The following is a 24201-nucleotide window of genomic DNA, read 5'->3' as shown; positions in this document are numbered from 1 at the left end:
TTAGGAGGTGAATTCAACAAATGAGTAATGTTGTTATTGAAACTATCAAAAGTAGAAGAAGTATAAGAAGCTATAAAAAAGAACAAATATCAGATAAACAATTACAGGAAATTTTAGATGCAGGTATGCATGCGCCAAGTTCTCATAATAGTCAATCATGGCACTTTACAGTTATCCAAAATGAAAAAGTAATAGAACATATTAGTAATAAAGCTAAAGAAGTAATGATAAGTAGTGGGGATAATAAAATAGTTCAAATTGGAAAGGGCGCAGGAAATATATTTTATGAAGCTCCTACAGTTATAGTGGTTTCAGGAAATCAAAATTCTAATTCAGGTTCCACTGTAGTTGATTGTTCAGCGGCAATTGAAAATATGCTTTTAGCAGCTGAATCTTTAGGACTTGGTTCTATTTGGATAGGTCTTATTAAGTTCTTCTTTACTCTTGATGATGAAGTTAAAAAATTAAATATTCCAGAAGGATATGTTCCACACTATGCAATTGCAGTTGGATATAAACAAGACAATATAGAACTTAAAGAAAAAGTTATAAACAAACATGTTTTAAATTATATAAAATAAATAAAAAACCCTTGGCATATAAATAGAATGATAACTAATATGCTGGGGGATTTTTTATGTCCAAAAATAAGCCAAAAATAAACTTTCACTATGGACAAGAAGATTTAAAAAAGATAATAAAAAATATATTAAAGTATAAACTAAACAGCTATGATACAGAAATAAATAACAAAAATTTTAATGCAATTGCTCCTGATATTAATAAATTAAAAAAAGAAAAGGAGTGATTGCATGAAAAAAGTTTGGAATGTAGCAATATATGCAAGAGTATCTACTGATAAAAAAGAACAATCCGAATCAATACCTGCGCAAATTCAGGGACTTAAAAAATGGATCATGGAAAAGAATAAAAGTGGTAAAGAAGATATATATAATTTAAAAGAAGTATATGAGGATTATGGATTTTCGGGATCAAACTTTAATAGAAAAAGCTTTATAAAAATGAAAGAAGATATAGACTGTGGAAAAATAAATATGGTTTTAACAAGAGATTTATCTAGGTTTGCAAGAAATTATATAGTTGCAGGATATTATCTTGAAGATTATTTTAAAGAAAAGGGAGTAAGGTTTGTATCTGTTTTAGACAATGTAGATACAATAAATGAGGTTGATGACATCGTACCTTTTAAAAACATATTAAATGAAATGTATATTAAAGACTGTTCTAAAAGAACAAGAGATGGATTAAGGCAAAGAATGATTAGAGGTTCTTCAATTGCAAGTAAACCTCCATATGGTTATAAATTTGAGACAACTTATGAAGGAGAAATAAAGAGTATAAAGCTTGTACCTAAAGAAGATGAAACAACTGATATTGTTAGAGAAATATTCAGTTTATATATACAAGGTTATGGTATGGGGAAAATAGCAACATATCTAAACAATAAAGGCATAGAGCCACCTTCTGCTAATGTTAAGAATGCTACTAAAGGTAAATCAAAAAAATGGAGTGGGAACACCATAAGATATATATTAACTAATCCTAAATATGCTGGGATTATGGTTCAAGGAAGATGGAAAAAGGTAAGTTACAAAATCAAAAAAGTAAAGATAACATCAAAAGATCAATGGATTATAGGAAAAGAATTCAAAGGAATAATTTCAAAGAAAACTTTTAAAAAAGTACAAGAAATTATAAATGAAAGAAGGAAAAAGTTTAGGCACAAAGACGGTAATGTGCATTTGTTTTCAGGTGTACTTAAATGTAATGAATGCAAAGGAAGTATGAGCTATAGAACAAAGTTTAAAGGTTATAAATGTACTAATAGCCAAAGAGGTGGAGGGAAATGCACAGCTCATTCCATAAAAGAAGAATACTTAAAAACAGCTATTCTTAATGATTTAAGAAGACATGTCCTGGAAATTAATGATATGGAAGAAGTATATGAATTATTAAGAGAAAAAATAAAGGGCGACAATAATTATGAAAAAAAACTAGAGTGTTTAAATAAGCAACTAGATAAACTTGATGGAAAAATTCAAAAGATATATAATGACAAGCTTAATGGGGCTATTAACTATAGAAACTTTACAATGCTAGTAACCATTATTGAGCAGAAACAAGAAAATATAATAAATAAAAAAAATAAATTAATTAATAAAATTGAATCAAATGATTTTAAAGTTCAGGAACAAGAAATATATAATTATTATAAAAATTTTATAGATGAAATATTATCTTTTAAGGATTTAGATAGGTTTATTTTGGAAAATTTAGTAGACAGAATTGTTGTTTCGGAGGATAAAGAAAGAAAATGTAAAGTTATAGATATATGTTATAAATTTAAAAGCAATGATTTACATTAGTTTATCACAGGTATATTTAATTAAAAAGTAAAATTTACATTTTGGTTCTTATATGGTTTCTATTAGAAATAATAAGGTATTAGAAGAATACTTAAAGACCTATAACCACAAGTAAGAGACCGCTACATGTATAGGGCTTTCTGCAATTAAACTTTTGAAAAAAGATAAAGATGCTATAATGGTGGTGCTTCCATCGGATCACTTTATAAATCAAGAATCTATATTTGTGGAAACTGTAAAACAAGCTGTAGAAATTGCTGAAAGAAGAAGAGGGCTTATAACAATAGGAATAAAACCCACAAGACCCGAAACAGGATATGGATATATTCAAATGGGAAATAGAGTTAGAGGAAATATTCCTACATTTAAAGTAACTAGGTTTACAGAAAAACCTAATTTAGAAATTGCAAAAGATTTTCTCATGGATGGTAATTACTTATGGAATAGCGGGATGTTTGTGTGGAGAGCAGATGTATACTTAAGGGAGATGCAAAAATATCTTCCTGAAATGTATAATTGTCTAATGGAAGTATATAAAACAATAGGAACAGATGAAGAAGAAAAAACTATAAATAGACAATATGACTTAATAGAAGGTATATCAGTAGATTTTGGAATAATGCAAAAGACTAGAAAAGCTTACGTTATTAAAAGTGAGTTTCAATGGGATGATATTGGCAGTTTTTCAGCTATGGCTAGATTTGCTGAGAATTATAGAGGAAATAGTATAAAGGGAAAAACATTTTTAGAGCAAAGTGAAAACTGTTTTGTTTTAGGTAAAGAAAAATTGATAATAGGTTTTGGAATAAAGGATTTGATTATAGTAGATGCAGGTGATGTTCTTTTAGTAATGGATAAAAATCGAGACCAAGAGATTAAACATTTAGTAAATTTATTAAAAGAAAAACATAAATATGATGAATATTTATAAAATAAAAATATTAACTTCTTTAGACATTGTTGCAATTTATTTTCAGCATACCATTTTATAAAAATGGAGAAGATATCATTGTAGACATGATGGCAGGACAAAAGGATTTAGTATTTTAAGTGATTAGAAGGGAGATTTTTACTGATGAATAATGATTATTTAAAAGAAACTAAAGAATTAAATAAGCAATCAGCTCAAAAGGCAGGAACTTCTGCTAATGCAGCTCCTAATATGAATAACATGGCATATGGATCTCCATTAGAAGAAGTTAAACAACAAAATGCTCAATCAGCTGCTAATGCAACAAATTCAATGGCAAACATGAATAATGCATCTATGAATAATTCTGTAACAAATAATGCTATGACATCTTCAGCAGCAATAAGTAATGATGCAAATGTACTTGCACAAGTAAAAGAAGAAAATGCTAAATCTGCAATGAATAAAGGAAATAACCAAATGCAATAAATGTTATAATTAAAATAAATAAAAGCCTTTATTTAGGCTTTTATTTATTTTATCTTAATCTGCTCTCCATCTTTTTATAAGTTCTTTTCTTAAAGCATTTTTTTGTTCTGGAGTTAGTTTCCAATAGTTTTTAGCAAGAGATGATTCCCAATGACCATAAGTTGGATTCGGAAGAACTATAAATTTAGAACCAAATTCAGATTTATGATTATCTACTAAGGAATTACGAGTTTTCATATCTTTATGATATGAGCCAACTGGAAAATCACCTGCATCATCGCCCATATATATTATAACGTTATATTTTTTTTCGATTTCTTGCATTCTAGGTTCTTTGTTTCCTGTAGTTGTTTTTAAGCGCATATGATATTTATCAACGCAAGGGAAACCTACTTTTTCAAGATTTTTCATTGTTCCATCTAAAGAGTTCTCTTCATCTCTACCTGTTACATAAAATATTTCAATGCCTTTACTGTGAGCGTAGTCTAAAAATTCCTTTGCACCAGGCATAGCTTTTCCTTCAGCTGCATTAACCCATTTAGGCCAGTTATCATTATTATGACAATCATTATGATCTATAAATCCAGCATCATATATGCTATTTTCAATAACTGTTTCATCACAATCTGTAATTAATGCTAAGGGCTTATCGCCTTTTTTAAATGAAGATACATTTTGATCCACAATAACTTTAGCAGTGTTATATGCTTGATAACATAAAGCTCTATATTCAGCAGAAGTTTGCATCCATAGTTCTGCCATTACTAATTGTTCATTTAAATCTTTTTGAGTTATTTTTGCTTGTTTAGGTTCTGGTTTGCATACTGGAGCTGGTACTGGTATTTGTGCGTTTTCTTGAAGTTTTAGTATTTGATCTGGGAATATGAGATATGGACTTTTTATGTTATTTAATTTTGCTAAGCGTTTCCAGGTCATATGATACTTTGAACTTATTTTTCTTAAAGTATCACCTGGTTTTACCTTATATGTTGTATCTGTTGCAAATGCTGAGAAGGATGAAAATAATACTGATGAACTTACAATCATAGAAATCAAAAGACTATTTTTCTTTAAAGACATGAGCAGTCCTCCTTAAATTTATATTTTAAAATGGTAATTTAGTAATTCTACAAAAAATTGTAAAATCCTTTTCAAAAAAACCATAATAAAAAAAGCCCCTGATTAAGAGGCTTTTTTTGTTGTTCTAATTATTAATTTTATAACTTCATTTATAACTATTACTAAACAAGAAGTTAGTATAACTTTAATCCACATAATAGGACTTAATGAAACAGCGTTAAAGAATCCTGAGAATAATTCTGTTATAATAATTTGAACTACAGCTGTAATTCCTATTATTTGTAGTGCTACTTTATTGTTTTTGAAGTAAGGGAATATACTGTTTGTACCAAATTCTCTACAGTTAAATGCATTAAATAATGCGTTGAAAGCAAATAGGGCAAATAAAACAGTTTCCATTTCGTTTGGTCCCTTAAATCCTGCTGGAGGAACTTCTGCTCCAAGTGGATTAAATACCATTTGTATCATTATTACTGCTGTTATATATATAGCGTTTAAAATCATAGTTATTAGCATATTTTTAGTAATTATGCTAGAGTTTCTATTTACAGGTTTTCTCTTTAAAACAATATCACGGACAGGTTCAAGTCCTAAAGAAAGAGCTGGAGGACCATCCATTATTATATTTACCCACAACAATTGTATTGTTGTAAAAGGCATTTCAAAGTCAAATATTACAGATAAAATAGCAGTTAAGAAGGCTACTATATTAACTGTGATTTGGAATTGAATAAATCTTTGGAAGTTTTCATATATTCCACGACCCCATTTAATTCCTCTAACTATTGTTCCAAAACTATCGTCTGTTAGTATAATATCAGCTGCATTTTTAGAAACTTCAGTTCCTGCAATACCCATTGCAATACCTACATCGGCTTTTGTAAGGGCAGGGGCATCATTGATACCATCACCTGTAACTGCAACTACTTCATTATTATTTTGTAATGCTTGTACAATTCTCATTTTTGTGTCTGGTTTTGAACGAGCAACTATGGCAATTGTTTTAATTTCTTCTCTTAATTCTTCATCAGATAGGGTATCAATATAACTTGATTCAACAGCTCTTAGACCATTTTCTAATAATCCAAGTTCTTCTCCAATTGCAATAGCAGTGTTTATATTATCACCAGTAAGCATTTTAGTTGAAACCCCAGCTTCTTTTGCTATTCTAACGGCATCTGAAACTTCAGGTCTTAGAGGATCTTTTATACCAACAAATCCTGTAAATACTAAATGATTTTCAATTACACCAGCTTCTGTTGACATTGCAACTTCAGCTTCAATGCTTCTATATGAAAATCCAAGTACACGCATAAATTTCTTTTGAAGACTTTCTATTGCACATAAGATTTCACTTTTTCTCTCATCAGTTAATTTTACTATTTCATTATTTATGTTTTCATAAGCACACAAATCTAAAATAACTTCAGGAGCACCTTTAGTTAAAACAGTACAATTATTTTCTTCATTTATAATTGTAGACATTCTTTTACGCTTTGATGTAAAAGGAATTTGATGCATTATGTTACTATTTTCTCTTTCTTTTATATAATCATAAGAATCATTGTATAAAAGTAATGCACATTCAGTTGCGCTTCCTAAATATTTAACTTCATCATCATTTTTTTCTATATCGGCAGTTGAGTTGATTAAGCAGTTATCTATAAAGTAATTGCTACCTCTGCTTAATTCGTTTCTTTCAACAAATTTACCGTTAACATAAACTTTTTCAACAGTCATTCTGTTTTGTGTTAAAGTACCAGTTTTATCAGAACAAATAACACTAACTGAACCGATTGTTTCACATGCTTCCTTTTTAGTTACAAGGGCATTTATTTTAGCCATTTTTTGCATTGTTATAGCAAGTGTCATATTAATCATTGTTGGAAGTCCTTCAGGAACTGCTGCAACTATTAATGCTACACAAACTACAAATGCAGTTTTTATAGGTTCAATAGAATCAAGGAAAGGAACTATTCCTGATGTATCAATATGTAGAGTATGAGCCATGATTAATTTTACAAGCATTATTATAAAAAGAATACCTGCAATGGCACTAGATACTTTTGAAATTTTTGAACCTAAATCACCTAATTTAACTTGAAGTGGAGTTTCATTATCGCCATCATCAAGGTTTTTCGCAATTCTACCCATTTCAGAAGAATCACCGGTAGCTGTAACTACGAATTTTCCTCTTCCATAAGCAATAAGAGTACCACCAAATACCATATTAATTTGTTTTGCTGGTATTGGGTCTTGTACTATAGTTTTGCCTTTACTTTCAATAGTAGTCATATCAACAGTAATATCTGCTTTTTTAGAAACATCTTCCGATTCACCAGTTAGCATATCTTCTCTAACTTTTAAATCAATACTTTCAATAAGTCTACCATCGGCAGGAACCATATCACCCATTTCAACAAAAACTATGTCTCCAGGAACTAAATCGTTTTTGCTTATTTGAATGATTTTCCCATTACGCATAACTTTAACTTCTATGTTTTCTGTCATTTTTGATAGAGCTTCTGCTGCCTTTTGAGATTTACCTTCAGTTACGATACCAATAGCGATACCAATAGCTACAGCACAAACAATACCAATCGCATCTTGAAATTCTCCAATAATAGCACTTACAACAGCAGCTATTAGAAGAATTATCATCATAGGTTCTGTTAATGCATCTTTAATATCGTCCCAAATAGAACCTTTTTCTTGCTTGGTGAATTCATTAGGGCCGTATTTTTCTAATCTGGATTTAGCTTCCGAATTAGATAAGCCTTTGTCTGAATCTACTTCTAGTTCTTTTAACACATTAGAAGTTTTTTCTTTAAAGTATTTCATATCATCACCCTTTTTTTTAGTGTATAGAATAAATTATAACATGATTGTAATATAAAAAGTAATTTATTGTAACATAAAAAGGTATATAAGGTAATGAATTTATTGTAAATAAATTAGAATAATTAAAAAAATATTGCAATAATAATGATTGTTATGTAATATATAGTATATAATTGCATCATATTGGAATAAATCATAAAGTTTTAACAAATTAGCAATAAATATTAAATATGTTCATTTGAAATATTAATTTATTAGGGGGATAAAAGATGTTTAAATGTTCACAGATTAAATCTCAGTTAAAAGATATAGTAAGTCATTTTAAAAAGTGTGATGAATTAGCATTAGAAAATGAGGAAAAGAAAATAGATAATTCCGATGTATCTAGCATTATAAAAATATTAAAGGGTATACTTTATGGAGCAAAATCAGTAAAAATAATCATAAAAGGTATATTAAATATAACTACTTATATAAGTAATTTTAATGTTAGATTAAATTATCAATCAGAAGAGTTAACAGATATATCAAATATATTAAAAGATTCTAGTGAAAATTTATTATCAGCTATGGAAGAGTGTAGTGCAAGTATAAATGAGTCTGCATCATCAATAGCATCTAACTCTGATGCTATATCTATAATAGCTGATAATTCCAAAAAGGTTTCAAAGTCATTAGATGAGAATGATAAGATACTTAAAAATATGAATATGGCTAATGAAGATATTATTAATAATTCTAAAGTTATGTCAGAAAGTATGGAAAATTTATCATCAATAATTAAAAATATGAGTGAAATTGTAGCTGGTATAGATAAGACAGCATCAGATACTAATTTATTAGCTTTAAATGCTAGCATTGAGGCTGCAAGGGCAGGAGAAAATGGAAAGGGTTTTGCGGTTGTAGCCGAAGAAATAAAAAAATTATCAGAAAATACAAAGGAACAGTTAAAGTTCATTGTAGATTTTATGAAAAAGATAGAAGACGGATATAAGAATAGTAATGAGGGAGTTAAAAATACTCTAAAGTCCATTGATGAAATAAATGAATACACAAATAAAATGTCATTATCATTTAAGGAAAGTAAAGAATTAGTAGAACAAGTAACAGATGAAATTACAGTTATGTCGTCTAATATGGAGGAATTAACAGCAGTAAGTGAGGAAATAGGAGCAACAGTTAGTTCTATTAGTAAGGATACTGAAAATTTAGCTAGTGTAGCAGAGAAGGTAGGTGAAAAATCAAACAAAATAAAGGAAATATCAAATGAATTAGAAGTAATAGAAAATGATGTTTCTGATTTATCTAAGCTCACAGGACAGTTAAATAAAATTGACTATTTTAAGATTTCAAATGAAGATTTAATAGCTAACTTAGACAATGCAATAATTGCTCACGGGAAGTGGGTAGATACTCTTAAAGAGATGGCTAATAGTATGGATATAAAACCACTACAAATAGATGGACAAAAATGCGGATTTGGACATTTTTATCATTCCGTAAAACCTAAAAATGAAGAAATTCTAAAAATATGGAATGAAGTAGATGAAATACATGACAAACTACATGGTATTGGACATATTGTTATGAATGATATAGAAAAAAATAATAAAAAAGATGCACTAAATCATGCTAGTGAGGCTAAAAAGCTATCTGAAGATATTATAAATAAATTTGATAAAATGAAAGAAATATCTAATAAATTAACACAGGAAGGAAAATCAGTGTTTTAAAAATTTTATATAAATTTTTAAATGGTAACATAAGTTACATAAATCTTTTAAAGTACTCCGTATAATAAACTCATGTCACGAGGAAAAAATAATTTGTTTATTATATAGGAGGTAATATTAATATGAGTATGTTTTGTTATCAATGTCAAGAAACAGCTGGATGCAAAGGATGTACTTCAAGAGGGGTATGTGGTAAAACTTCAGATGTTGCAAATCTTCAAGATTTATTAATTTATGTAGTTAAGGGAATTTCAATATATGATTTAAAAGCAGAAGAAGCTGGAATCAAAAATAATGAAGTAAATAAATTTATAATGGATGCATTATTTTCAACAATAACTAATGCAAACTTTAGTAGAGAAGATTTTATAGCTAGAATAAAAGATGCTATAGGGTTAAGAGATTCTATCAAAGATGAGTTAGTTAAAAATAATGTACAAATAGATGATATAAAAGATGATTGTGCATTATGGAAGGGAATAAGCGTAGAGGAATTTGAAGCAAAAGCAGCTACTGTAGGTATACTTGCTACTGAAAATGAAGATGTTAGATCTTTAAGAGAGTTATTAACATATGGAATAAAGGGTATGGCTGCTTATGCACATCATGCTTATAACTTAGGATATGAAAATGAAGAAATCTACACATTTATGAAAAAAGCATTAGTATCCACAAGAAATGCATTATCTGTGGATGAAATGATAGGAATAGTTTTAGAATGTGGAAAATTTGGAGTAGATGTAATGGCATTATTAGATAAGGCTAATACAGAAACTTACGGAAATCCTGAAATAACAAAAGTTAATATAGGAGTTAGAAATAATCCTGCTATTTTAATAAGTGGACATGATCTAAAAGACATGGAAGAACTATTAAAGCAAACAGAAGGAACTGGAGTTGACGTATATACTCACAGTGAAATGCTTGCTGCAAACTACTACCCAGAATTTAAAAAGTATGACCATTTTGTAGGGAACTACGGAAATGCTTGGTGGAAACAAAATGAAGAATTTAAAAGCTTTAATGGACCAATATTAATGACTACAAACTGTTTAGTGCCACCAAAGGAGTCATACAAGGATAGAGTATATACAACAGGTGCCGTTGCATTTGAAGGATTAAAACATATTGAAGATAGAAAAGATGGAAAAGCTAAAGATTTCTCTGAAATTATTGAACATGCTAAAAGATGCGCATCTCCAATGGAAATTGAAAAAGGAGAAATAGTTGGAGGATTTGCTCACAATGCAGTATTATCATTAGCGGATAAAATAGTTGATGCTGTAAAAACTGGAGCAATAAGAAGATTCTTTGTAATGGCAGGATGTGATGGAAGAGCAAAATCTAGAAATTACTATAGTGATTTTGCAAAGGCTCTTCCAAAGGACACAGTAATATTAACAGCTGGATGTGCTAAATACAAATACAATAAACTTGATTTAGGGGATATTGGTGGAATTCCAAGAGTTTTAGATGCTGGACAATGTAATGATTCATATTCATTAGCAGTAATAGCACTAAAATTAAAAGAAGTATTTGAACTTCAAGATATAAATGAACTTCCAATTTCATTTAATATATCATGGTATGAACAAAAGGCTGTAATTGTACTTCTTGCATTATTACATTTAGGAGTAAAAAATATTCACTTAGGACCAACTCTACCTGCATTCTTATCCCCAAATGTAGCTAAAGTTTTAGTTGAGAACTTTGGTATTGCAGGAATTGGAACTGTAGAAGATGATATTAAGTTATTTTTAGGAGAAGCTTAATTTTATTTATGAGTTCAACAGTACATTTTCCATTTCTTCTAGATTAAGTATAGTGATAGATTTTTTTTCATAGTCAATTAGTCCATCGTTTTTCATATTAGAAAGTTCACGAGAAAGGGAAGGACGTGTAATTCCAAAGGAATCAGCCATTTCTTGTCTAGAAGATGAAAGTTTTATTTTTATGGATTTTTGAATTTTATATTCGTTTAAAATAAAGTTACACAGTTTAGCTCTAATGGTTTCATAAGAAATATCACGAAGAATTTTGTTTAATTTAAGTATTCTATTAGAAAGTAATCTCATGAAGTTGTTTAAAAACAATGTATTTGAAGCACACATAGCTAAAATATATTTTTTAGATATAAAGAAAATCTCTGAATTTTCAAAGGCAACTATTGTGGAAGGATATGTATTTTTATTAGAAAAAATAATGGCTTCTCCAAAAACGTTGCCTTTTTTTATACGATTTATGGAAACTATTTTGCCAGAGGAATAATTTTTTTGTACTTCAACACAGCCATTTAAAACAAGTCCAATACTATGAATAGGGTCTCCTTCAATGGCTATGGTTTCTCCTTTTTCGTATTTTGTAATTTTATAATTTATACTGTTTATAGTTTTTAATATATGCTCCTTTTCAAAATTATTAAATAAAAAACATAGACTTAAAGAGTTAATTAAATTATCCATAAAATCCTCCCATATTTTTAAATTAACTTAGTTTCTTTATTGATTTGGTAACTTAGGTTACATATTTATTATTATTATCCTATTATAATAAACTTATGAAATCAAGGGAATACAGAGATTAAGGGGGAAAAACAATGATAAGAAAGATAATATCTATAAATGAAGACAAATGTAATGGCTGTGGAATATGTGCAACTGCATGTCATGAAGGTGCAATTGAAATTATAAATGGAAAAGCAAAATTAATTAAAGATGAGTATTGCGATGGTCTTGGAGATTGTCTTCCTGGTTGTCCTATGGATGCCATAAAGATAATTGAAAGAGAAGCAGATGAATATAATGAAGAAGCTGTTAAAGAAAGAATAAAGGAAAGAGAAGAAAAATCTAATGAAAGCTTACCTTGTGGATGTCCTGGAACTATGGCAAAGAAAATAGTAAGAAAAGTTATAAAAAAGGTTAAACCAGAAGAAAAACAGATTTCAAATAAGGAAGTTGTATCAGAGCTATCTCAATGGCCAATTCAACTTAATTTAATAAATCCACATTCAGAGTTTTTAAGTGATGCAGATTTATTAATAGCAGCAGATTGTACAGCTTATTCGTATGCAAACTTTCATAGAGATTTTATAAAAGGACATATAACAATGATAGGATGTCCAAAACTTGATGACGTTGAATATTACAAAGAAAAACTTACAGAAATATTAAGATACAACAATGTAAAAAGTGTAAAAGTTATAAGAATGACAGTTCCATGTTGTGGAGGAATAGTCAGTGCAGTTAAAGAAGCAATGTTAAATAGCGGAGTAATTGTACCCTATAGTGAGGTTATAATAGATACAGATGGAAGTATAATATAAATAAAATATTACAACAAAAGCTACAGATTAATGAGATTATTCTGTAGCTTTTATATTTACTAAACAATTATATTGGCTAGGTTGTAGAATTCGGTAAAAGTTGTATAATACTAGTGTAAGGAAAAATTTTCTGCCTAAACATAAATTATCATAAGGAGAGAAGAAAAATGAATGATATACTAAAAGAAAATATGGAGGAAGAGGACTTAAAGCTCGAAGATGTTATAGATTTAGACTTTCTCCAAAAATTTCAAAATGCTTTTTCTGATAGTACAAATATATCTAGTGTTAGTGTAGATGGTGAAGGAAAGCCAGTAACTATTCCTAGTAATCACGCTGAGTTTTGTACTATGACTAGAAGAACGGAATTAGGCTTTAAAAGATGTGCAGAGTGTGATAGAAAAGGTGGAGAAGAGGCATTAAAGACAGGAAAGCCATGTGTATATGAATGTCATGCTGGACTAATTGATTTTGGGGCTCCAATTATGTTAGGTGATAAACAAATAGGAAGTATACTTGGTGGACAAGTATTAACAAAAGAAGTTGATGAAAGATACATAAGAAAAGTAGCAAGAGAAATAGGCGTAAATGAAGATGTCTATGCTGAAGAGGTAAAAAAGATAAGAATTATAGATAAAAAGACTATAAAAGCTGCTGCGGATCTTTTATACATAGTAGCTAATACAGTTTCAAATATGGGATATCAACAATATAAATTAAGAAAGTCAATTTCAAAACTTAAAGATGATTTTTCTAAAATATCTGAGACAATGGAAGAAGTTTCGGCAACTTCAGAAGGTGTTTGTCAAAACCAACAAAGTCTTAATGATGAAATATCAAACATAAGAGACCTATCTAATAAAATCAATGAAATTTTAGAAGTTACTAAGAAAATATCAAATCAAATAAAGATTTTAGGATTAAATGCATCTATAGAATCAGCAAGGGCGGGAGAAGTAGGTAAAGGATTTGGTGTTGTTGCAAAAGAAATAAAAAAACTATCGGGAAATTCAAAAGAAACTGCTGATACAATCGGAAAATTGACAGCAGATATGCAAAGTTATATTGATAGAACATTAGAAATATCAAATTCAACTCTTGATACTGTAAAAGAACAAGAAAGAGTTGTATTAGGGGCTGCAACTAGTATGGATGAAGTTTTGAAATTAACTGAGGAATTAAAAGAATTATCAAATAGTAAAATTAGCAAATAACATAGTAAAAATAAAAAGTTTACAGAAGCAGTCTGTAAACTTTTTATGATTGAAATACCTTTTTATATACTTCAAAGGTATTTTTTGCAGTTTTTTGCCAAGAAAACCTAGCAGATTGTTTTAGACTTCGTTTACTAAGAGTTTCTTGAAGTGTTTTATCATTTAATAATTTTACTAAAGAATTAGAAATATCATCTTCGCTATAAGGATTTATAAGTAATCCACTATTTCCAACAACCTCAGGGATAGAAGTTGTATTTGAAGTTATAACTGGAATACCGCAACTCATAGCTTCAAGTGGAGGTAGTCCAAAACCTTCATAAAGAGAAGGGTAAACAAAAGAATCACATGCGTTATAGAATATAGGTAGTTCTTCTTGAGGTATAAATCCAGTAAATTTAATTTTATTAGTTAAACTAGAGTATTTCTTATTTAAATACTCACCTAAATCTTTTCGAGCTCCTGCTATGACTAGGTTATAATCATCATTTAAACTAGAGTGAACCTTTAAAAACGAATTTATTAAAGAAGGAACATTTTTTCTAGCGCTAAATCCTCCTAAGTAAAGAACAAAAGGATTAGTTATATTGTATTTTTCTTTTAATAATGATTTACACATGTTTTTATCCAGTGGTTTATATATACTGTCTGCTGCAAGGGGAGTTACAAATATTTTATCAGGGTCTATAGGGAAAAATTTTAATATATCTTTTTTGGAGTATTCTGATACTGTAATTATTCCATGAACATTTTGAATAATATTAGGCATTTCTTTTAAAAATTTAAGTAAGTAACCTCTACCCACAGTTTCTGGCATAATATAAGGAATTAAGTCATGAACCGTAATTATCTTTTTACACTTTATATTTACATCTAATCCTATCCCATTTTGTGGTACATGATATATGTCCATTTTATTTTTATTTAAATCATTACAAAAATAACTTTGCTCAAAAAATCTTGGGTGTTTTTTTGAGGTTATAAGTAATTCTGTATTTTCCTTATTAAAATCATTATAATTTTGTTCAGACCAATAAAGTCTAAAGTAATCTTTATTATATATATTTATTAAATTTCTAACCAAATTTTCTGTATAAGTACCAATACCAGTGCCTCTATACCAATTGATACCCCTAGCATCAATGGCTATTCTCATTATATCCTCTCCTTAACAGTTCCTATATAGTATTAATATTAAATAAAATTAAAAAGTGTGATATGAATTAATTAATATTTACTATTATTCACACACTAAAAAAAATATTCATATACTAAAATGAGAAAAAGGTTTTGGGGGAGGAACAATTGGAAACGGAAGAATTAAAAAACCTATTACAAAGAGAGTATGGAATTAATATTACAAGCATTGAAAAAGTAAAAAGTATATATAGGATTGTTTCAGATAATAAAGAGTTTTGTCTAAAAGTTATAGAGTATGAATTTGGACATTTCTTTTTTATATTAAATGCTATAAAACATCTTCAAAATAGTGGATTTTCTAAAATACCTAAAATAATTAAAACTAAAAGTGGTTCCGATTATATAAAAATAGGAAATAACTATGCCTATTTTACCCCTTGGATAAAGGCAAGACAAAGTAACTATGATAATCCAATAGATTTAAATATGGCAACTAAGAAACTTGCAGAATTACATTTAAAAAGTAGAGGATTTAATGTAACTGAAAGCATGAATCCGAGAATTGGTTGGTTAACATGGATAAAGACTTATAAAACCAGAAAAAATGAAATATTAGATTTTAGAAATAGAATAAATAAAAGGTATAAGAAATCTAAATTTGATTGTATGTATCTTGGAATTATGGATGAAGAACTTAAAAGAGCCGACATAGCTATTTCTAATTTAATTAAGAGCAATTATATAGAAAAAATGAAAAAAGAAATTTTATATAGAGGATTTTGTCATCATGATTATGCATATCACAATGTGTTAATTGATGATAAAAACTGTGTAAACATAATAGATTTTGATTATTGTATGTTAGATACTCATCTTCATGATTTATCTAGTTTACTTATAAGAAGAATGAAATATGGTAAATGGGATATTAGTAATGCCAGTGAAATACTAGAAATTTATAATACAATTAATAAAGTTTATTCTGATGATATTCCCGTTATGGCAGCCTTTATGGAATTTCCACAAGATTATTGGCAAAGGGGAATCCAGTATTATTGGGAGGAAAAGCCTTGGGGAGAAGAGTTCTTTATAAAAAAACTAGAAAGATATATGGAAGATAGAGAGGAAAAACAACAATTCATTGAGGAATTTAGAAATAAAGGAATTAAAGGACTTTAAATTAAGCAAAAGGTAGATAGAGGTGAATTTGATGACTGTTATATCTAAAAATCCGTTTTTAACCTATATGGAAAGACAAGGGGTTGTTGAAGGTGAATTTAAGGGAAAAGTATCACTTAAAGATCCTGATTTAGAAAAAGAGATTATAAATCAATTGTATATAATAAGTGAGTTTCACAAAAAAGCTATGGGATATAATGATTATATAGGTCATAGGTTAGAAGATAAAAGAGGAAGAACTATAGAACAGTATAAGGTATATATAAAAAGAGTAAAAAGAAAAATTAATGATATAATGCATAATTCACCACAAAATGATTTTGAAGAACTTTTATTGGGATATGGGAAAGATTATTTAAATAGAGCAGAAAAGTCTATAAAAAATATATATGATATTGGGTACTTAGAGATTATGAAAAGAAGTATGGACAGAAATGAAATTTGTTTAGGAAATACTTATTTTAATAGTCTCAGAAAAATAAAATTCATAGAAGCATTAAATCTCGAAAAGTGTTTTTATGACTTAGTAGAAATTGATGCTGCTACTTTTTTTAGAAAGCTTATGAAGAAAAATCTAAAATTAGATTATAAAAAATTAGTGGATAAATTTTGTGAATTTGAAGATTTAGATGATAGAAGCAATGTTTTTTTACAATCACTTATAGCATATCCTACTGAATTTATGAAGTGTTGTAATAAATATATAACCAGCACTAAGTATATGATGTATGATAATAGATTAAACATTAATAAGAGTAAAGACAAATTAAAAAAAATCATAAGATGTGATTATAATATTTTATGTGAAGGGGGTGTAGAAAATTTTACAGAATGTAAGATATAAAGATAAAAAAGCCCTAGTTGAATATGATTTAAATTTAAAAATGTTTGAAGCATATGATTTTAAAATTGAAGAGATTATTCCTGTAAGAAAAGTATATATTTTAATTACTGATAAAGGAAATAAGATTTTAAAGAAAATTGATTATAGTATAAATGAATTAAATTTTATAAATTCAGGAATAAACTATATAAACAAAAATTCCTTCCATAGAGTATTTAATTTTACTAAGACTAAAGATGGAGAAGTTTATGTGAATTGGAACAAAAATATTTATTGTGTCATGGATTTAATTGATGGAAGAGAAAGTGAATATTCAAATCCATTAGATGTAATGGTTGTATCAAGGGGACTTGGACAACTGCATAAAGCATGTGAAGGATTTAGATATAAAAATAAAACAAGGTACCTTTGTGGAACTACAATTGATACATTTAAAAGAAAAGGTGAAGAGTTAAAAATATTTAAAAATGTAGTTAAACTTATAAAGAATAAAACAGAATTTGATGAAATTTTTATAGAGAATGTTGATTATTATATAGGAGAAGTAGATAGAGCTATTGATGTTTTAGAGAGGTCTAATTTTTACAAGTTATGTAGTGAAGAAGATAAAATTATATTATGCCATCATGATCTAGCTCATCACAATGTACTCATCAAAGATGAAGAAGCACATTTTGTGGATTTTGATTATTCTATTATAGATTTAAAGGTTCATGATCTTTGCAATTTTATAAATAAGGTAGAAAAAAGATCAGCATATAATTTTGATGAGTTACATTTTATATTAAATAATTATTATAAACACAATAATCTTACTAAAACAGAAATGGAAGTTCTATATGGCATGATGATATTCCCTCAAGATTTTTATACAGTAGCTAAAGCTTATTATACTAGAAGTAAGGATTGGTCATACGATGTATTTTTAGATAAATTAATTAAAAAGAATGGATTAAAGCAAGATAAGAGAGAATTTTTAGAGAAATTTAGAACAGAGATTATAAAAGAATAGTATTTGTTGATAATATAATGTAAGGTAGTATATAATAACTTTATAAAATTGTATATTAGCTTAGGTGTCTGATTAATTTCAGGTGAAAAGGGAATACGGTGAAAATCCGTAACAGCCCCCGCTACTGTAATGTGGACAAATCTAAAACCACTGGTTTATAACCGGGAAGGAAGAGGAGGATGAAACTAAGTCAGGAGACCTGCCTAAGCTTTGGATAAAGACCTTTCGGTGGGAAAGAGTTGTTATAAGTAGACCTATTTAAAAATTTCATAGGTTTTTTTATGATAATTAAGTACGCTGAAAGGTGTACTTTTTTTATTTATATTGATTATAAGGAGGATACAAATGAAGGGAATAGTAGTATCTTCAAATGCCAGTGGTGGAGGGAAAACCACAGTAACTCTTGGACTTATGAAAGCACTTAAAAATAGAGGCTTTAGTGTTCAAGGATATAAGGTAGGACCAGATTACATAGATACAGCATTTCATAGCAAAATAACGGGAATAGATTCTAGAAATTTAGATTTATTTTTAATGGGGGAAGATGGAGTTAGAGCATCTTTTTCAAGAGGAATGTGTGATTATGCTGTAGTTGAAGGGGTTATGGGATTATACGACGGAAAAGGAATAGACTCAAAATATTCAACTGCCCATGTGGCTAAAACTATAGATTTGCCAGTGGTTTTAGTTTTATCACCAAAGGCACAAGTTGCAACTTTGTGTGCAGAGATAAATGGGATTTTAAATTTTCAGGATATAAATATTGTTGGAATTATATTTAATAATATAACTGAGGGATACTTTAAACTTTTAAAAAAAGCAGTAGAGAAGTTGTGTAACATAAAAGTATTTGGATATTTACCTAAGGATGAAAAACTAGCAATAGGAAGTAGACATCTTGGACTTATTCAAAGTAGTGAGATAGAAATGCTTAATGAAAAAATAAATTATTGTGCGGAGTTAATGGAAAAATATATAGATTTAGATTCTCTTTTGCTTGAATTTAAAAGTTGTATGAGATTTAAAGATGAATTTCATGTTAAAAATAAGGGGTTAAAGATAGCTGTAGCAAAAGACAAAGCTTTTAGTTTTTATTACAAAGAAAATATTGAACTTTTAGAGGAAATAGGAGAAGTTATTTATTTCAGCCCGTTGAAGGATGAAAAACTTCCAGAAGATATAGACTTATTATACATAGGTGGCGGTTATCCAGAGGTATTTAGAGAAGAAATATCAAAAAATAAAAGTATTCTTAAAAGTTTAAAAGAAAAACTAGAGAGTGGTCTTAGATGTTATGCAGAATGTGGTGGGCTTATGTATCTTATGAGTGCTTTTATTGATAAAGGTAATGAAGATGAAACTTATTACAATATGGTAGATTTCTTTAAGGGAAATTCTTATATGACTAAAAGACTTCAAAACTTCGGGTATGCTAAAGTAAATGTTGTAGAGGAAAATCCTATTTTACCTAAAGGATTTAATATAAATTGTCATGAGTTTCATAGATCCAAAATAGAGAGTAATGATACAAAAGCTTATTTAGTTGAAAAAGAAATGTATGATGGAAGTAAAAAGACATGGAATTGTGGATATATTAAAAATAATACATTAGCATCTTATGCTCATATACATTTTTTCGGGAATATTAAATTTATAGATTATTTAACAGAGAACATAAAGGGAGGGAAAATATTTGAGTAACTATATAAAAAGTCCTATGGGAATTGAAAAAAGAAGTTTTGAGATAATTGGAGAGGAAATGGGACCACATAATTTTAGTGAAAGAGAATTTCAAATAGTAAAAAGAGTTATACATACAACGGCAGATTTTGAATATAAAGATTTATTGTATATAAGAGAAGGTGCTATTGATGAAGCTTTAAAACTATTAAAAATGGGAGTAACAATATATACAGATACTAAAATGGCTCTTTCAGGAATAAATAAAAAGGCACTTGAAAAGTTAAACTGCAGGGTAATTTCTTATGTATCTGAAGAAGAAGTAGCAAAAATTGCAAAGGAAAGAGAGATTACACGTTCTATGGCGGCTGTTGAAAAGGCAGTTGAAGACGGAGTTGAATTTTTTGTGTTTGGAAATGCACCTACAGCAGTTTTTAAATTAAAAGAACTTGTAGAACAAGGAAAAGCAAATCCTAAATTTATAATAGCGTGTCCAGTTGGATTCGTTGGAGCGGCGGAATGTAAAGTAGAAATAGAAAAGTTAAACATACCTATGATAACTGTAAGAGGTAGAAAAGGTGGTAGTGGAATTGCTGCATGTATTGTAAATGCACTAATGTATATGTTGGCAAGATAAAAAAGGAAATGAGTGAAAACCATGTTTGAAATGTATGTTGATTGTGATGGTAAAAAACTAAGATGTGGTTATACAACAGGTTCTTGTGCAGCGGCGGCGGCAAAAGCAGCTACAAGGATGTTATATTACGGTGGAAAACTTGAAAAAATCACAATAGATATTCCAAAGGGGATAGAAATTACTGTGCCTATAGGAAACATAGAAGTTGGAGAAGATTATGTTAAATGTTCTGTAACTAAGTTTTCGGGAGATGATCCTGATATAACAAATGGTATAGAAATTTATGCTACTGCAAGAAAAATAGAAAGTGGATATTCTCTAAAAGGTGGCAAGGGTGTAGGTGTTGTAATGGGAGAAGGACTTTATGTAAAAAAAGGAGAACCTGCAATTAACCCTGTGCCAAGACAGATGATACAAAAAGAGGTTATGGAAATTGTACCTAAAGATAAGGGAATAGAAATTACTATTTCTGTACCAAAGGGAGAGGAAATTGCAAAGAAAACTTTTAATCCTAGATTAAATATTGAAGGTGGCATATCAATACTAGGAACTACAGGAATAGTAACCCCTATGTCAGAGGATGCACTTAAAGAGTCTATTGCCCTTGAAATAAAGCAAAAATATGCATCAGGAGTAACTCGTCCTGTACTTGTATTTGGAAATATGGGGGAAGAAAGAGCTAAAGCTTTAGGATTTAATAAAAATGATATGATTATAGTTTCTAATTACATAGGATATGCACTAGACATTTGTAGGCAAAAGGAAATAAAGAGTATTGCTCTTGTTGGACATATAGGGAAGATGTGCAAAATAGCTAGTGGGTGTTTTCAAACCCATAGTAGAGTATGTGATGTAAGAATGGAAACAATAGCTTTAGAATTAGCATTAATGAATGCCCCTTTTCACATAGTAAATGAAGTTTACAATATGAAAACCACAGAAGGTGCTGTGAAGTTTTTAGAGGATAAATATAGTGAGGTATATCTAAGAATAGCACAAAAAATAAAAAGTAGAATTTATACTTATACCTATGACACTATAGATGCTGAAATTGTGATGTTTTCTATGGAAAAGGGTGTTATTGCAAGAGTTAATTAAAAAGAGTGGTGATATATTTTGGATAATAAAAAGGTTTATGTTGTTGGAATAGGACCAGGAAGCCGAGAATATATACTTCCCAAAGCCATAGAAATTATGGAGAATAGCGATATTGTTTTAGCCTTTGAGAGAATAGAAAAAAGTATTAATTTTTTAAATAAACCAATTAATAAAGTAAAAAAGCTTCAAGAAATATTAGATAGTATAAATGATGACAGATATAAAATAGTATCAATTGCTGCAAGTGGAGATCCTAATTTTTATGGAATAACTGATTACATAAAAAGAAATTTTAATGGAAGTGTAGAGGTAGTTCCGGGAATAACATCTATACAATATTTAAGTGGCAAACTAGGAATTGTATGGAGTAAGGCTTATGTTGGAAGTATGCATGGAAGAGAAGAAGATTTTTTAAGCATAGTTAAAAATAATAATGTTTCTATGTGGCTTACAGATAAAAAAAATTCATCACAGGAACTTTGCAAAAAACTGTGCAGTTTAAATGGAAGATATAAGGTATATGTAGGAGAAAATTTATCATATTCAGATGAGAAAATAACAGTTGGATATGCAGAGGAATTAATACATAAAGATTTTTCTCATTTAAGTGTGATGATTATTGAGGATGAATCAAAATGAAATATATAAAGGATGAAGAGTTCATAAGAGGGGAATCTCCTATGACAAAGGAAGAGGTTAGAATTTTATCCATATCTAAAATGGGTGTAGATGAAAATTCCACTGTCTTAGATGTTGGTGCAGGAACGGGTTCAATTAGTATACAGCTAAGTAAAATATGCAATAAAGGTGAAGTTATAGCCGTAGAGAAGGAGGAAAAAGCAGTTAAACTCATAAATAAAAATAAAGAAAAGTTTAGTGCACATAACTTAAAAATAATTAAGGGAGAAGCGCTAGAAGTGTGTGAAAGTATAAAAAGTAAGTTTGATGCTATTTTCATAGGTGGAAGCGGTGGAAACATAGAAGATATAATTTTAAACTATGAAAAAAAGCTGAAAAATAAGGGCAGAATAGTTCTCAATTTTATTACTATAAACAATTTATATAAGGCTATGGAAACATTAAAAAACATAAGTTACAAAGTTGAGTTTATTGAAGTTTCTATAAGTCGTTCATTTAAAAATACTTATATGCTTAAAGCAAATAACCCTATTTTTATTGTATGGGGAGAAAAAAACGAGAAGATGGAGAGATAAAATGGCAAAGTTATATGGAATAGGCGTAGGACCAGGAGATGCAGAGCTTTTAACTATAAAAGCTGTAAAAACTATAGAAAAGTGTGATGTTGTAGTAGCACCATCTGCTATGAAGGGTGGAGAGAGTATAGCGCTTAATGCATCAAAGGATTATATAAAAGAAGGTACAGAAGTTGTAGTTATGCATTTCCCAATGGGAAAAGAAGATACTGACGAGAAGGTAAGAGAAATATATGAATTTATAGCAAACAAATTAAAAGAGGGAAAAAATGTAGCCTTTTTAACTATAGGAGATGCCTATGTTTATAGCACTTATGTGCATCTTTTAAAGTATATAAATGAAAGAGGATTTGAGGTTGAAACAATAGCTGGAGTTCCATCATTTTGTGCATCAGCAGCTATTGCAAATGTACCACTTGTTATGGGAGAAAACTCTTTAAAGATACTCCCAGCATTTAAAGTAGAAGAAATAAAAGATGAAAAATATGTTGTTCTTATGAAAGTGTATCATCATGCTGAAAAAGCACTTGATTTCCTTGAAGCTAAGGGATTTTCCTATGTGTATATAAAAAATGCAGGAAGAGAAGGACAAAAGGTATTAACAAATAGAGAAGACATATTAAAAGAAAAAGGCTATATGAGTTTAATTATAGCAAACAGAGCATAGGAGGAGAGTTATGGTAACTTTTGTAGGTGCAGGTCCAGGAGATGTTGAGTTAATAACAATAAAGGGAAGACGTGCTATAGAGGAAGCGGACATAGTAATATATGCAGGTTCTCTTGTTGCAAAGGAACATTTAGATTTTTGTAAAAATGGAGTGCAAATATACAATTCAGCATCAATGACATTAGATGAAGTAATTGATGTTATAAAAAATAATAGAGAAAAAAATATAGTAAGACTTCATACAGGAGATCCATCTATTTATGGTGCAATAAAAGAACAAATGGATGAACTTGATAAACTAAATATAGGTTACTTGGTAATACCAGGGGTAAGCTCTTTTACAGCAGCGGCATCATCAATAAAAAAGGAGTTCACACTTCCCAGTGTTACTCAAACAGTAATACTTACTAGAGTTGAAGGAAGAACCCCTGTTCCAGAGAAAGAGAAGTTAGAAAAATTAGCTTCAATAGGTGCAAGTATGGCGATTTTTCTTTCTGTATCAATGATTGAAAAAGTAGTGGATAGTTTGAAAAAAGGATATAAAAGAAATGTGCCAATAGCTGTAATACAAAGGGCTACATGGGATGATGAAAAAATAGTTATAGGAACACTTGATGATATAGCTGAAAAGGTGAAAAAAGAAAACATAACAAAAACAGCTCAAATACTTGTAGGAGATTTTATTGATTGTGAATATGAAAAGAGTTTACTGTATGATAAAAACTTTTCTCATATGTTTAGGAAGTGATAAAAA

22 protein-coding genes, 1 pseudogene and 1 riboswitch are annotated in these 24201 nt (G+C 29.0%); of the genes and pseudogenes, 19 read left to right on the top strand and 4 right to left on the bottom strand.

The window, feature by feature from the left end; genetic code table 11:
* The first annotated feature begins 20 nt into the window (after nt 1-20).
* The 5 genes and pseudogenes from NT01CX_RS10620 (at nt 21) to NT01CX_RS10605 (ending at nt 3786) form a co-directional block, all read left to right on the top strand.
* Complete coding sequence (locus NT01CX_RS10620; RefSeq protein WP_011723045.1) at nt 21-581, top strand: nitroreductase family protein; 561 nt, start codon at nt 21-23, stop codon at nt 579-581.
* Between the two features lie 56 nt (nt 582-637).
* Nucleotides 638-808, top strand: a complete 171-nt coding sequence (locus NT01CX_RS12350) for a hypothetical protein (RefSeq protein ID WP_011723044.1) — start codon at nt 638-640, stop codon at nt 806-808.
* A gap of 4 nt (nt 809-812) precedes the next feature.
* Nucleotides 813-2387 (top strand): recombinase family protein, encoded by a 1575-nt coding sequence (locus tag NT01CX_RS10615; protein WP_011723043.1) that lies wholly within the window; start codon nt 813-815, stop codon nt 2385-2387.
* 115 nt (nt 2388-2502) lie between these two features.
* Nucleotides 2503-3318, top strand: a pseudogene (locus tag NT01CX_RS10610) (mannose-1-phosphate guanylyltransferase); the annotation flags it as partial.
* Between the two features lie 144 nt (nt 3319-3462).
* A complete protein-coding gene (locus NT01CX_RS10605; protein ID WP_011723040.1) occupies nt 3463-3786 on the top strand; it encodes a hypothetical protein in 324 nt (107 codons plus the stop codon).
* A 54-nt stretch (nt 3787-3840) separates the two neighbouring features.
* Here the strand turns inward: NT01CX_RS10605 and NT01CX_RS10600 are convergent, their stop codons facing one another.
* Nucleotides 3841-4866: a 5'-nucleotidase, lipoprotein e(P4) family gene (locus NT01CX_RS10600; protein ID WP_011723039.1), complete on the bottom strand. Its 1026-nt coding sequence runs from the start codon at nt 4864-4866 to the stop codon at nt 3841-3843.
* A 102-nt stretch (nt 4867-4968) separates the two neighbouring features.
* Nucleotides 4969-7707, bottom strand: a complete 2739-nt coding sequence (locus NT01CX_RS10595) for a calcium-translocating P-type ATPase, PMCA-type (protein ID WP_011723038.1) — start codon at nt 7705-7707, stop codon at nt 4969-4971.
* A 269-nt stretch (nt 7708-7976) separates the two neighbouring features.
* Here NT01CX_RS10595 and NT01CX_RS10590 point away from each other — a divergent pair, with 269 nt between their 5' ends.
* Nucleotides 7977-9440 (top strand): methyl-accepting chemotaxis protein, encoded by a 1464-nt coding sequence (locus NT01CX_RS10590; RefSeq protein ID WP_011723037.1) that lies wholly within the window; start codon nt 7977-7979, stop codon nt 9438-9440.
* 122 nt (nt 9441-9562) lie between these two features.
* Nucleotides 9563-11212 (top strand): hydroxylamine reductase, encoded by a 1650-nt coding sequence (gene hcp, locus NT01CX_RS10585; protein WP_011723036.1) that lies wholly within the window; start codon nt 9563-9565, stop codon nt 11210-11212.
* A gap of 6 nt (nt 11213-11218) precedes the next feature.
* Here the strand turns inward: hcp and NT01CX_RS10580 are convergent, their stop codons facing one another.
* Complete coding sequence (locus NT01CX_RS10580) at nt 11219-11902, bottom strand: Crp/Fnr family transcriptional regulator (protein ID WP_011723035.1); 684 nt, start codon at nt 11900-11902, stop codon at nt 11219-11221.
* 134 nt (nt 11903-12036) lie between these two features.
* On the opposite strand from NT01CX_RS10580, the gene NT01CX_RS10575 reads away from it, so the two are divergent.
* Complete coding sequence (locus NT01CX_RS10575) at nt 12037-12762, top strand: ATP-binding protein (RefSeq protein ID WP_011723034.1); 726 nt, start codon at nt 12037-12039, stop codon at nt 12760-12762.
* A gap of 167 nt (nt 12763-12929) precedes the next feature.
* Nucleotides 12930-13976: a PocR ligand-binding domain-containing protein gene (locus tag NT01CX_RS10570; protein WP_011723033.1), complete on the top strand. Its 1047-nt coding sequence runs from the start codon at nt 12930-12932 to the stop codon at nt 13974-13976.
* 43 nt (nt 13977-14019) lie between these two features.
* On the opposite strand, the gene NT01CX_RS10565 is transcribed toward NT01CX_RS10570, so the two are convergent.
* On the bottom strand, nt 14020-15132 hold the full coding sequence (locus NT01CX_RS10565) for a glycosyltransferase family 4 protein (RefSeq protein ID WP_011723032.1): 1113 nt from the start codon (nt 15130-15132) through the stop codon (nt 14020-14022).
* Between the two features lie 149 nt (nt 15133-15281).
* Here NT01CX_RS10565 and NT01CX_RS10560 point away from each other — a divergent pair, with 149 nt between their 5' ends.
* From NT01CX_RS10560 to cobM, 10 genes are all read left to right on the top strand, one after another.
* Nucleotides 15282-16295, top strand: a complete 1014-nt coding sequence (locus NT01CX_RS10560; protein WP_011723031.1) for a CotS family spore coat protein — start codon at nt 15282-15284, stop codon at nt 16293-16295.
* Nucleotides 16296-16326: 31 nt separating this feature from the next.
* Nucleotides 16327-17139 (top strand): spore coat protein, encoded by an 813-nt coding sequence (locus NT01CX_RS10555; protein ID WP_011723030.1) that lies wholly within the window; start codon nt 16327-16329, stop codon nt 17137-17139.
* 40 nt (nt 17140-17179) lie between these two features.
* Nucleotides 17180-18151, top strand: coding sequence for a CotS family spore coat protein (locus NT01CX_RS10550; RefSeq protein WP_011723029.1), 972 nt, complete (start codon nt 17180-17182; stop codon nt 18149-18151).
* Nucleotides 18152-18196: 45 nt separating this feature from the next.
* Nucleotides 18197-18373, top strand: a riboswitch (cobalamin riboswitch).
* 123 nt (nt 18374-18496) lie between these two features.
* Nucleotides 18497-19852, top strand: a complete 1356-nt coding sequence (locus tag NT01CX_RS10545; RefSeq protein ID WP_011723028.1) for a cobyrinate a,c-diamide synthase — start codon at nt 18497-18499, stop codon at nt 19850-19852.
* The gene (locus tag NT01CX_RS10540) at nt 19845-20468 is read left to right on the top strand and encodes a precorrin-8X methylmutase (protein WP_011723027.1); all 624 of its coding nucleotides are present in this window, start codon (nt 19845-19847) and stop codon (nt 20466-20468) included. The genes NT01CX_RS10545 and NT01CX_RS10540 overlap by 8 nt, the downstream gene beginning before the upstream one ends.
* A 21-nt stretch (nt 20469-20489) precedes the next feature.
* The gene (cbiD, locus tag NT01CX_RS10535) at nt 20490-21566 is read left to right on the top strand and encodes a cobalt-precorrin-5B (C(1))-methyltransferase CbiD (RefSeq protein WP_011723026.1); all 1077 of its coding nucleotides are present in this window, start codon (nt 20490-20492) and stop codon (nt 21564-21566) included.
* A gap of 18 nt (nt 21567-21584) precedes the next feature.
* A complete protein-coding gene (gene cbiE, locus NT01CX_RS10530; RefSeq protein WP_011723025.1) occupies nt 21585-22205 on the top strand; it encodes a precorrin-6y C5,15-methyltransferase (decarboxylating) subunit CbiE in 621 nt (206 codons plus the stop codon).
* Nucleotides 22202-22780 (top strand): precorrin-6Y C5,15-methyltransferase (decarboxylating) subunit CbiT, encoded by a 579-nt coding sequence (gene cbiT, locus NT01CX_RS10525; RefSeq protein ID WP_011723024.1) that lies wholly within the window; start codon nt 22202-22204, stop codon nt 22778-22780. Before cbiE ends, cbiT begins: the two co-directional genes overlap by 4 nt.
* 1 nt (nt 22781) lies before the next feature.
* The gene (locus NT01CX_RS10520) at nt 22782-23447 is read left to right on the top strand and encodes a cobalt-factor II C(20)-methyltransferase (RefSeq protein WP_011723023.1); all 666 of its coding nucleotides are present in this window, start codon (nt 22782-22784) and stop codon (nt 23445-23447) included.
* A 10-nt stretch (nt 23448-23457) separates the two neighbouring features.
* A complete protein-coding gene (gene cobM, locus NT01CX_RS10515) occupies nt 23458-24195 on the top strand; it encodes a precorrin-4 C(11)-methyltransferase (protein WP_011723022.1) in 738 nt (245 codons plus the stop codon).
* Nucleotides 24196-24201: the final 6 nt, after the last annotated feature.

The sequence above is a fragment of the Clostridium novyi NT genome, from assembly GCF_000014125.1.
GTDB classification, from domain to species: domain Bacteria; phylum Bacillota; class Clostridia; order Clostridiales; family Clostridiaceae; genus Clostridium_H; species Clostridium_H novyi.
The sequence above is the reverse complement of the archived record's forward strand: the minus strand, read 5'-3'. Positions and strand labels throughout refer to the sequence as shown.

Coding starts and splice junctions, on each gene's coding strand:
- cbiT (WP_011723024.1), top strand. CDS start 22,202: ATGAAATATATAAAGGATGAAGAGTTCATAAGAGGGGAATCTCCTATG.
- NT01CX_RS10550 (WP_011723029.1), top strand. CDS start 17,180: ATGTTTGAAGCATATGATTTTAAAATTGAAGAGATTATTCCTGTAAGA.
- cobM (WP_011723022.1), top strand. CDS start 23,458: ATGGTAACTTTTGTAGGTGCAGGTCCAGGAGATGTTGAGTTAATAACA.
- NT01CX_RS10615 (WP_011723043.1), top strand. CDS start 813: ATGAAAAAAGTTTGGAATGTAGCAATATATGCAAGAGTATCTACTGAT.
- NT01CX_RS10590 (WP_011723037.1), top strand. CDS start 7,977: ATGTTTAAATGTTCACAGATTAAATCTCAGTTAAAAGATATAGTAAGT.
- NT01CX_RS10555 (WP_011723030.1), top strand. CDS start 16,327: ATGACTGTTATATCTAAAAATCCGTTTTTAACCTATATGGAAAGACAA.
- NT01CX_RS10620 (WP_011723045.1), top strand. CDS start 21: ATGAGTAATGTTGTTATTGAAACTATCAAAAGTAGAAGAAGTATAAGA.
- NT01CX_RS10570 (WP_011723033.1), top strand. CDS start 12,930: ATGAATGATATACTAAAAGAAAATATGGAGGAAGAGGACTTAAAGCTC.
- NT01CX_RS10595 (WP_011723038.1), bottom strand. CDS start 7,707: ATGAAATACTTTAAAGAAAAAACTTCTAATGTGTTAAAAGAACTAGAA.
- NT01CX_RS10565 (WP_011723032.1), bottom strand. CDS start 15,132: ATGAGAATAGCCATTGATGCTAGGGGTATCAATTGGTATAGAGGCACT.
- NT01CX_RS12350 (WP_011723044.1), top strand. CDS start 638: ATGTCCAAAAATAAGCCAAAAATAAACTTTCACTATGGACAAGAAGAT.
- NT01CX_RS10520 (WP_011723023.1), top strand. CDS start 22,782: ATGGCAAAGTTATATGGAATAGGCGTAGGACCAGGAGATGCAGAGCTT.
- NT01CX_RS10605 (WP_011723040.1), top strand. CDS start 3,463: ATGAATAATGATTATTTAAAAGAAACTAAAGAATTAAATAAGCAATCA.
- NT01CX_RS10580 (WP_011723035.1), bottom strand. CDS start 11,902: ATGGATAATTTAATTAACTCTTTAAGTCTATGTTTTTTATTTAATAAT.
- NT01CX_RS10545 (WP_011723028.1), top strand. CDS start 18,497: ATGAAGGGAATAGTAGTATCTTCAAATGCCAGTGGTGGAGGGAAAACC.
- NT01CX_RS10575 (WP_011723034.1), top strand. CDS start 12,037: ATGATAAGAAAGATAATATCTATAAATGAAGACAAATGTAATGGCTGT.
- NT01CX_RS10600 (WP_011723039.1), bottom strand. CDS start 4,866: ATGTCTTTAAAGAAAAATAGTCTTTTGATTTCTATGATTGTAAGTTCA.
- hcp (WP_011723036.1), top strand. CDS start 9,563: ATGAGTATGTTTTGTTATCAATGTCAAGAAACAGCTGGATGCAAAGGA.
- cbiD (WP_011723026.1), top strand. CDS start 20,490: ATGTTTGAAATGTATGTTGATTGTGATGGTAAAAAACTAAGATGTGGT.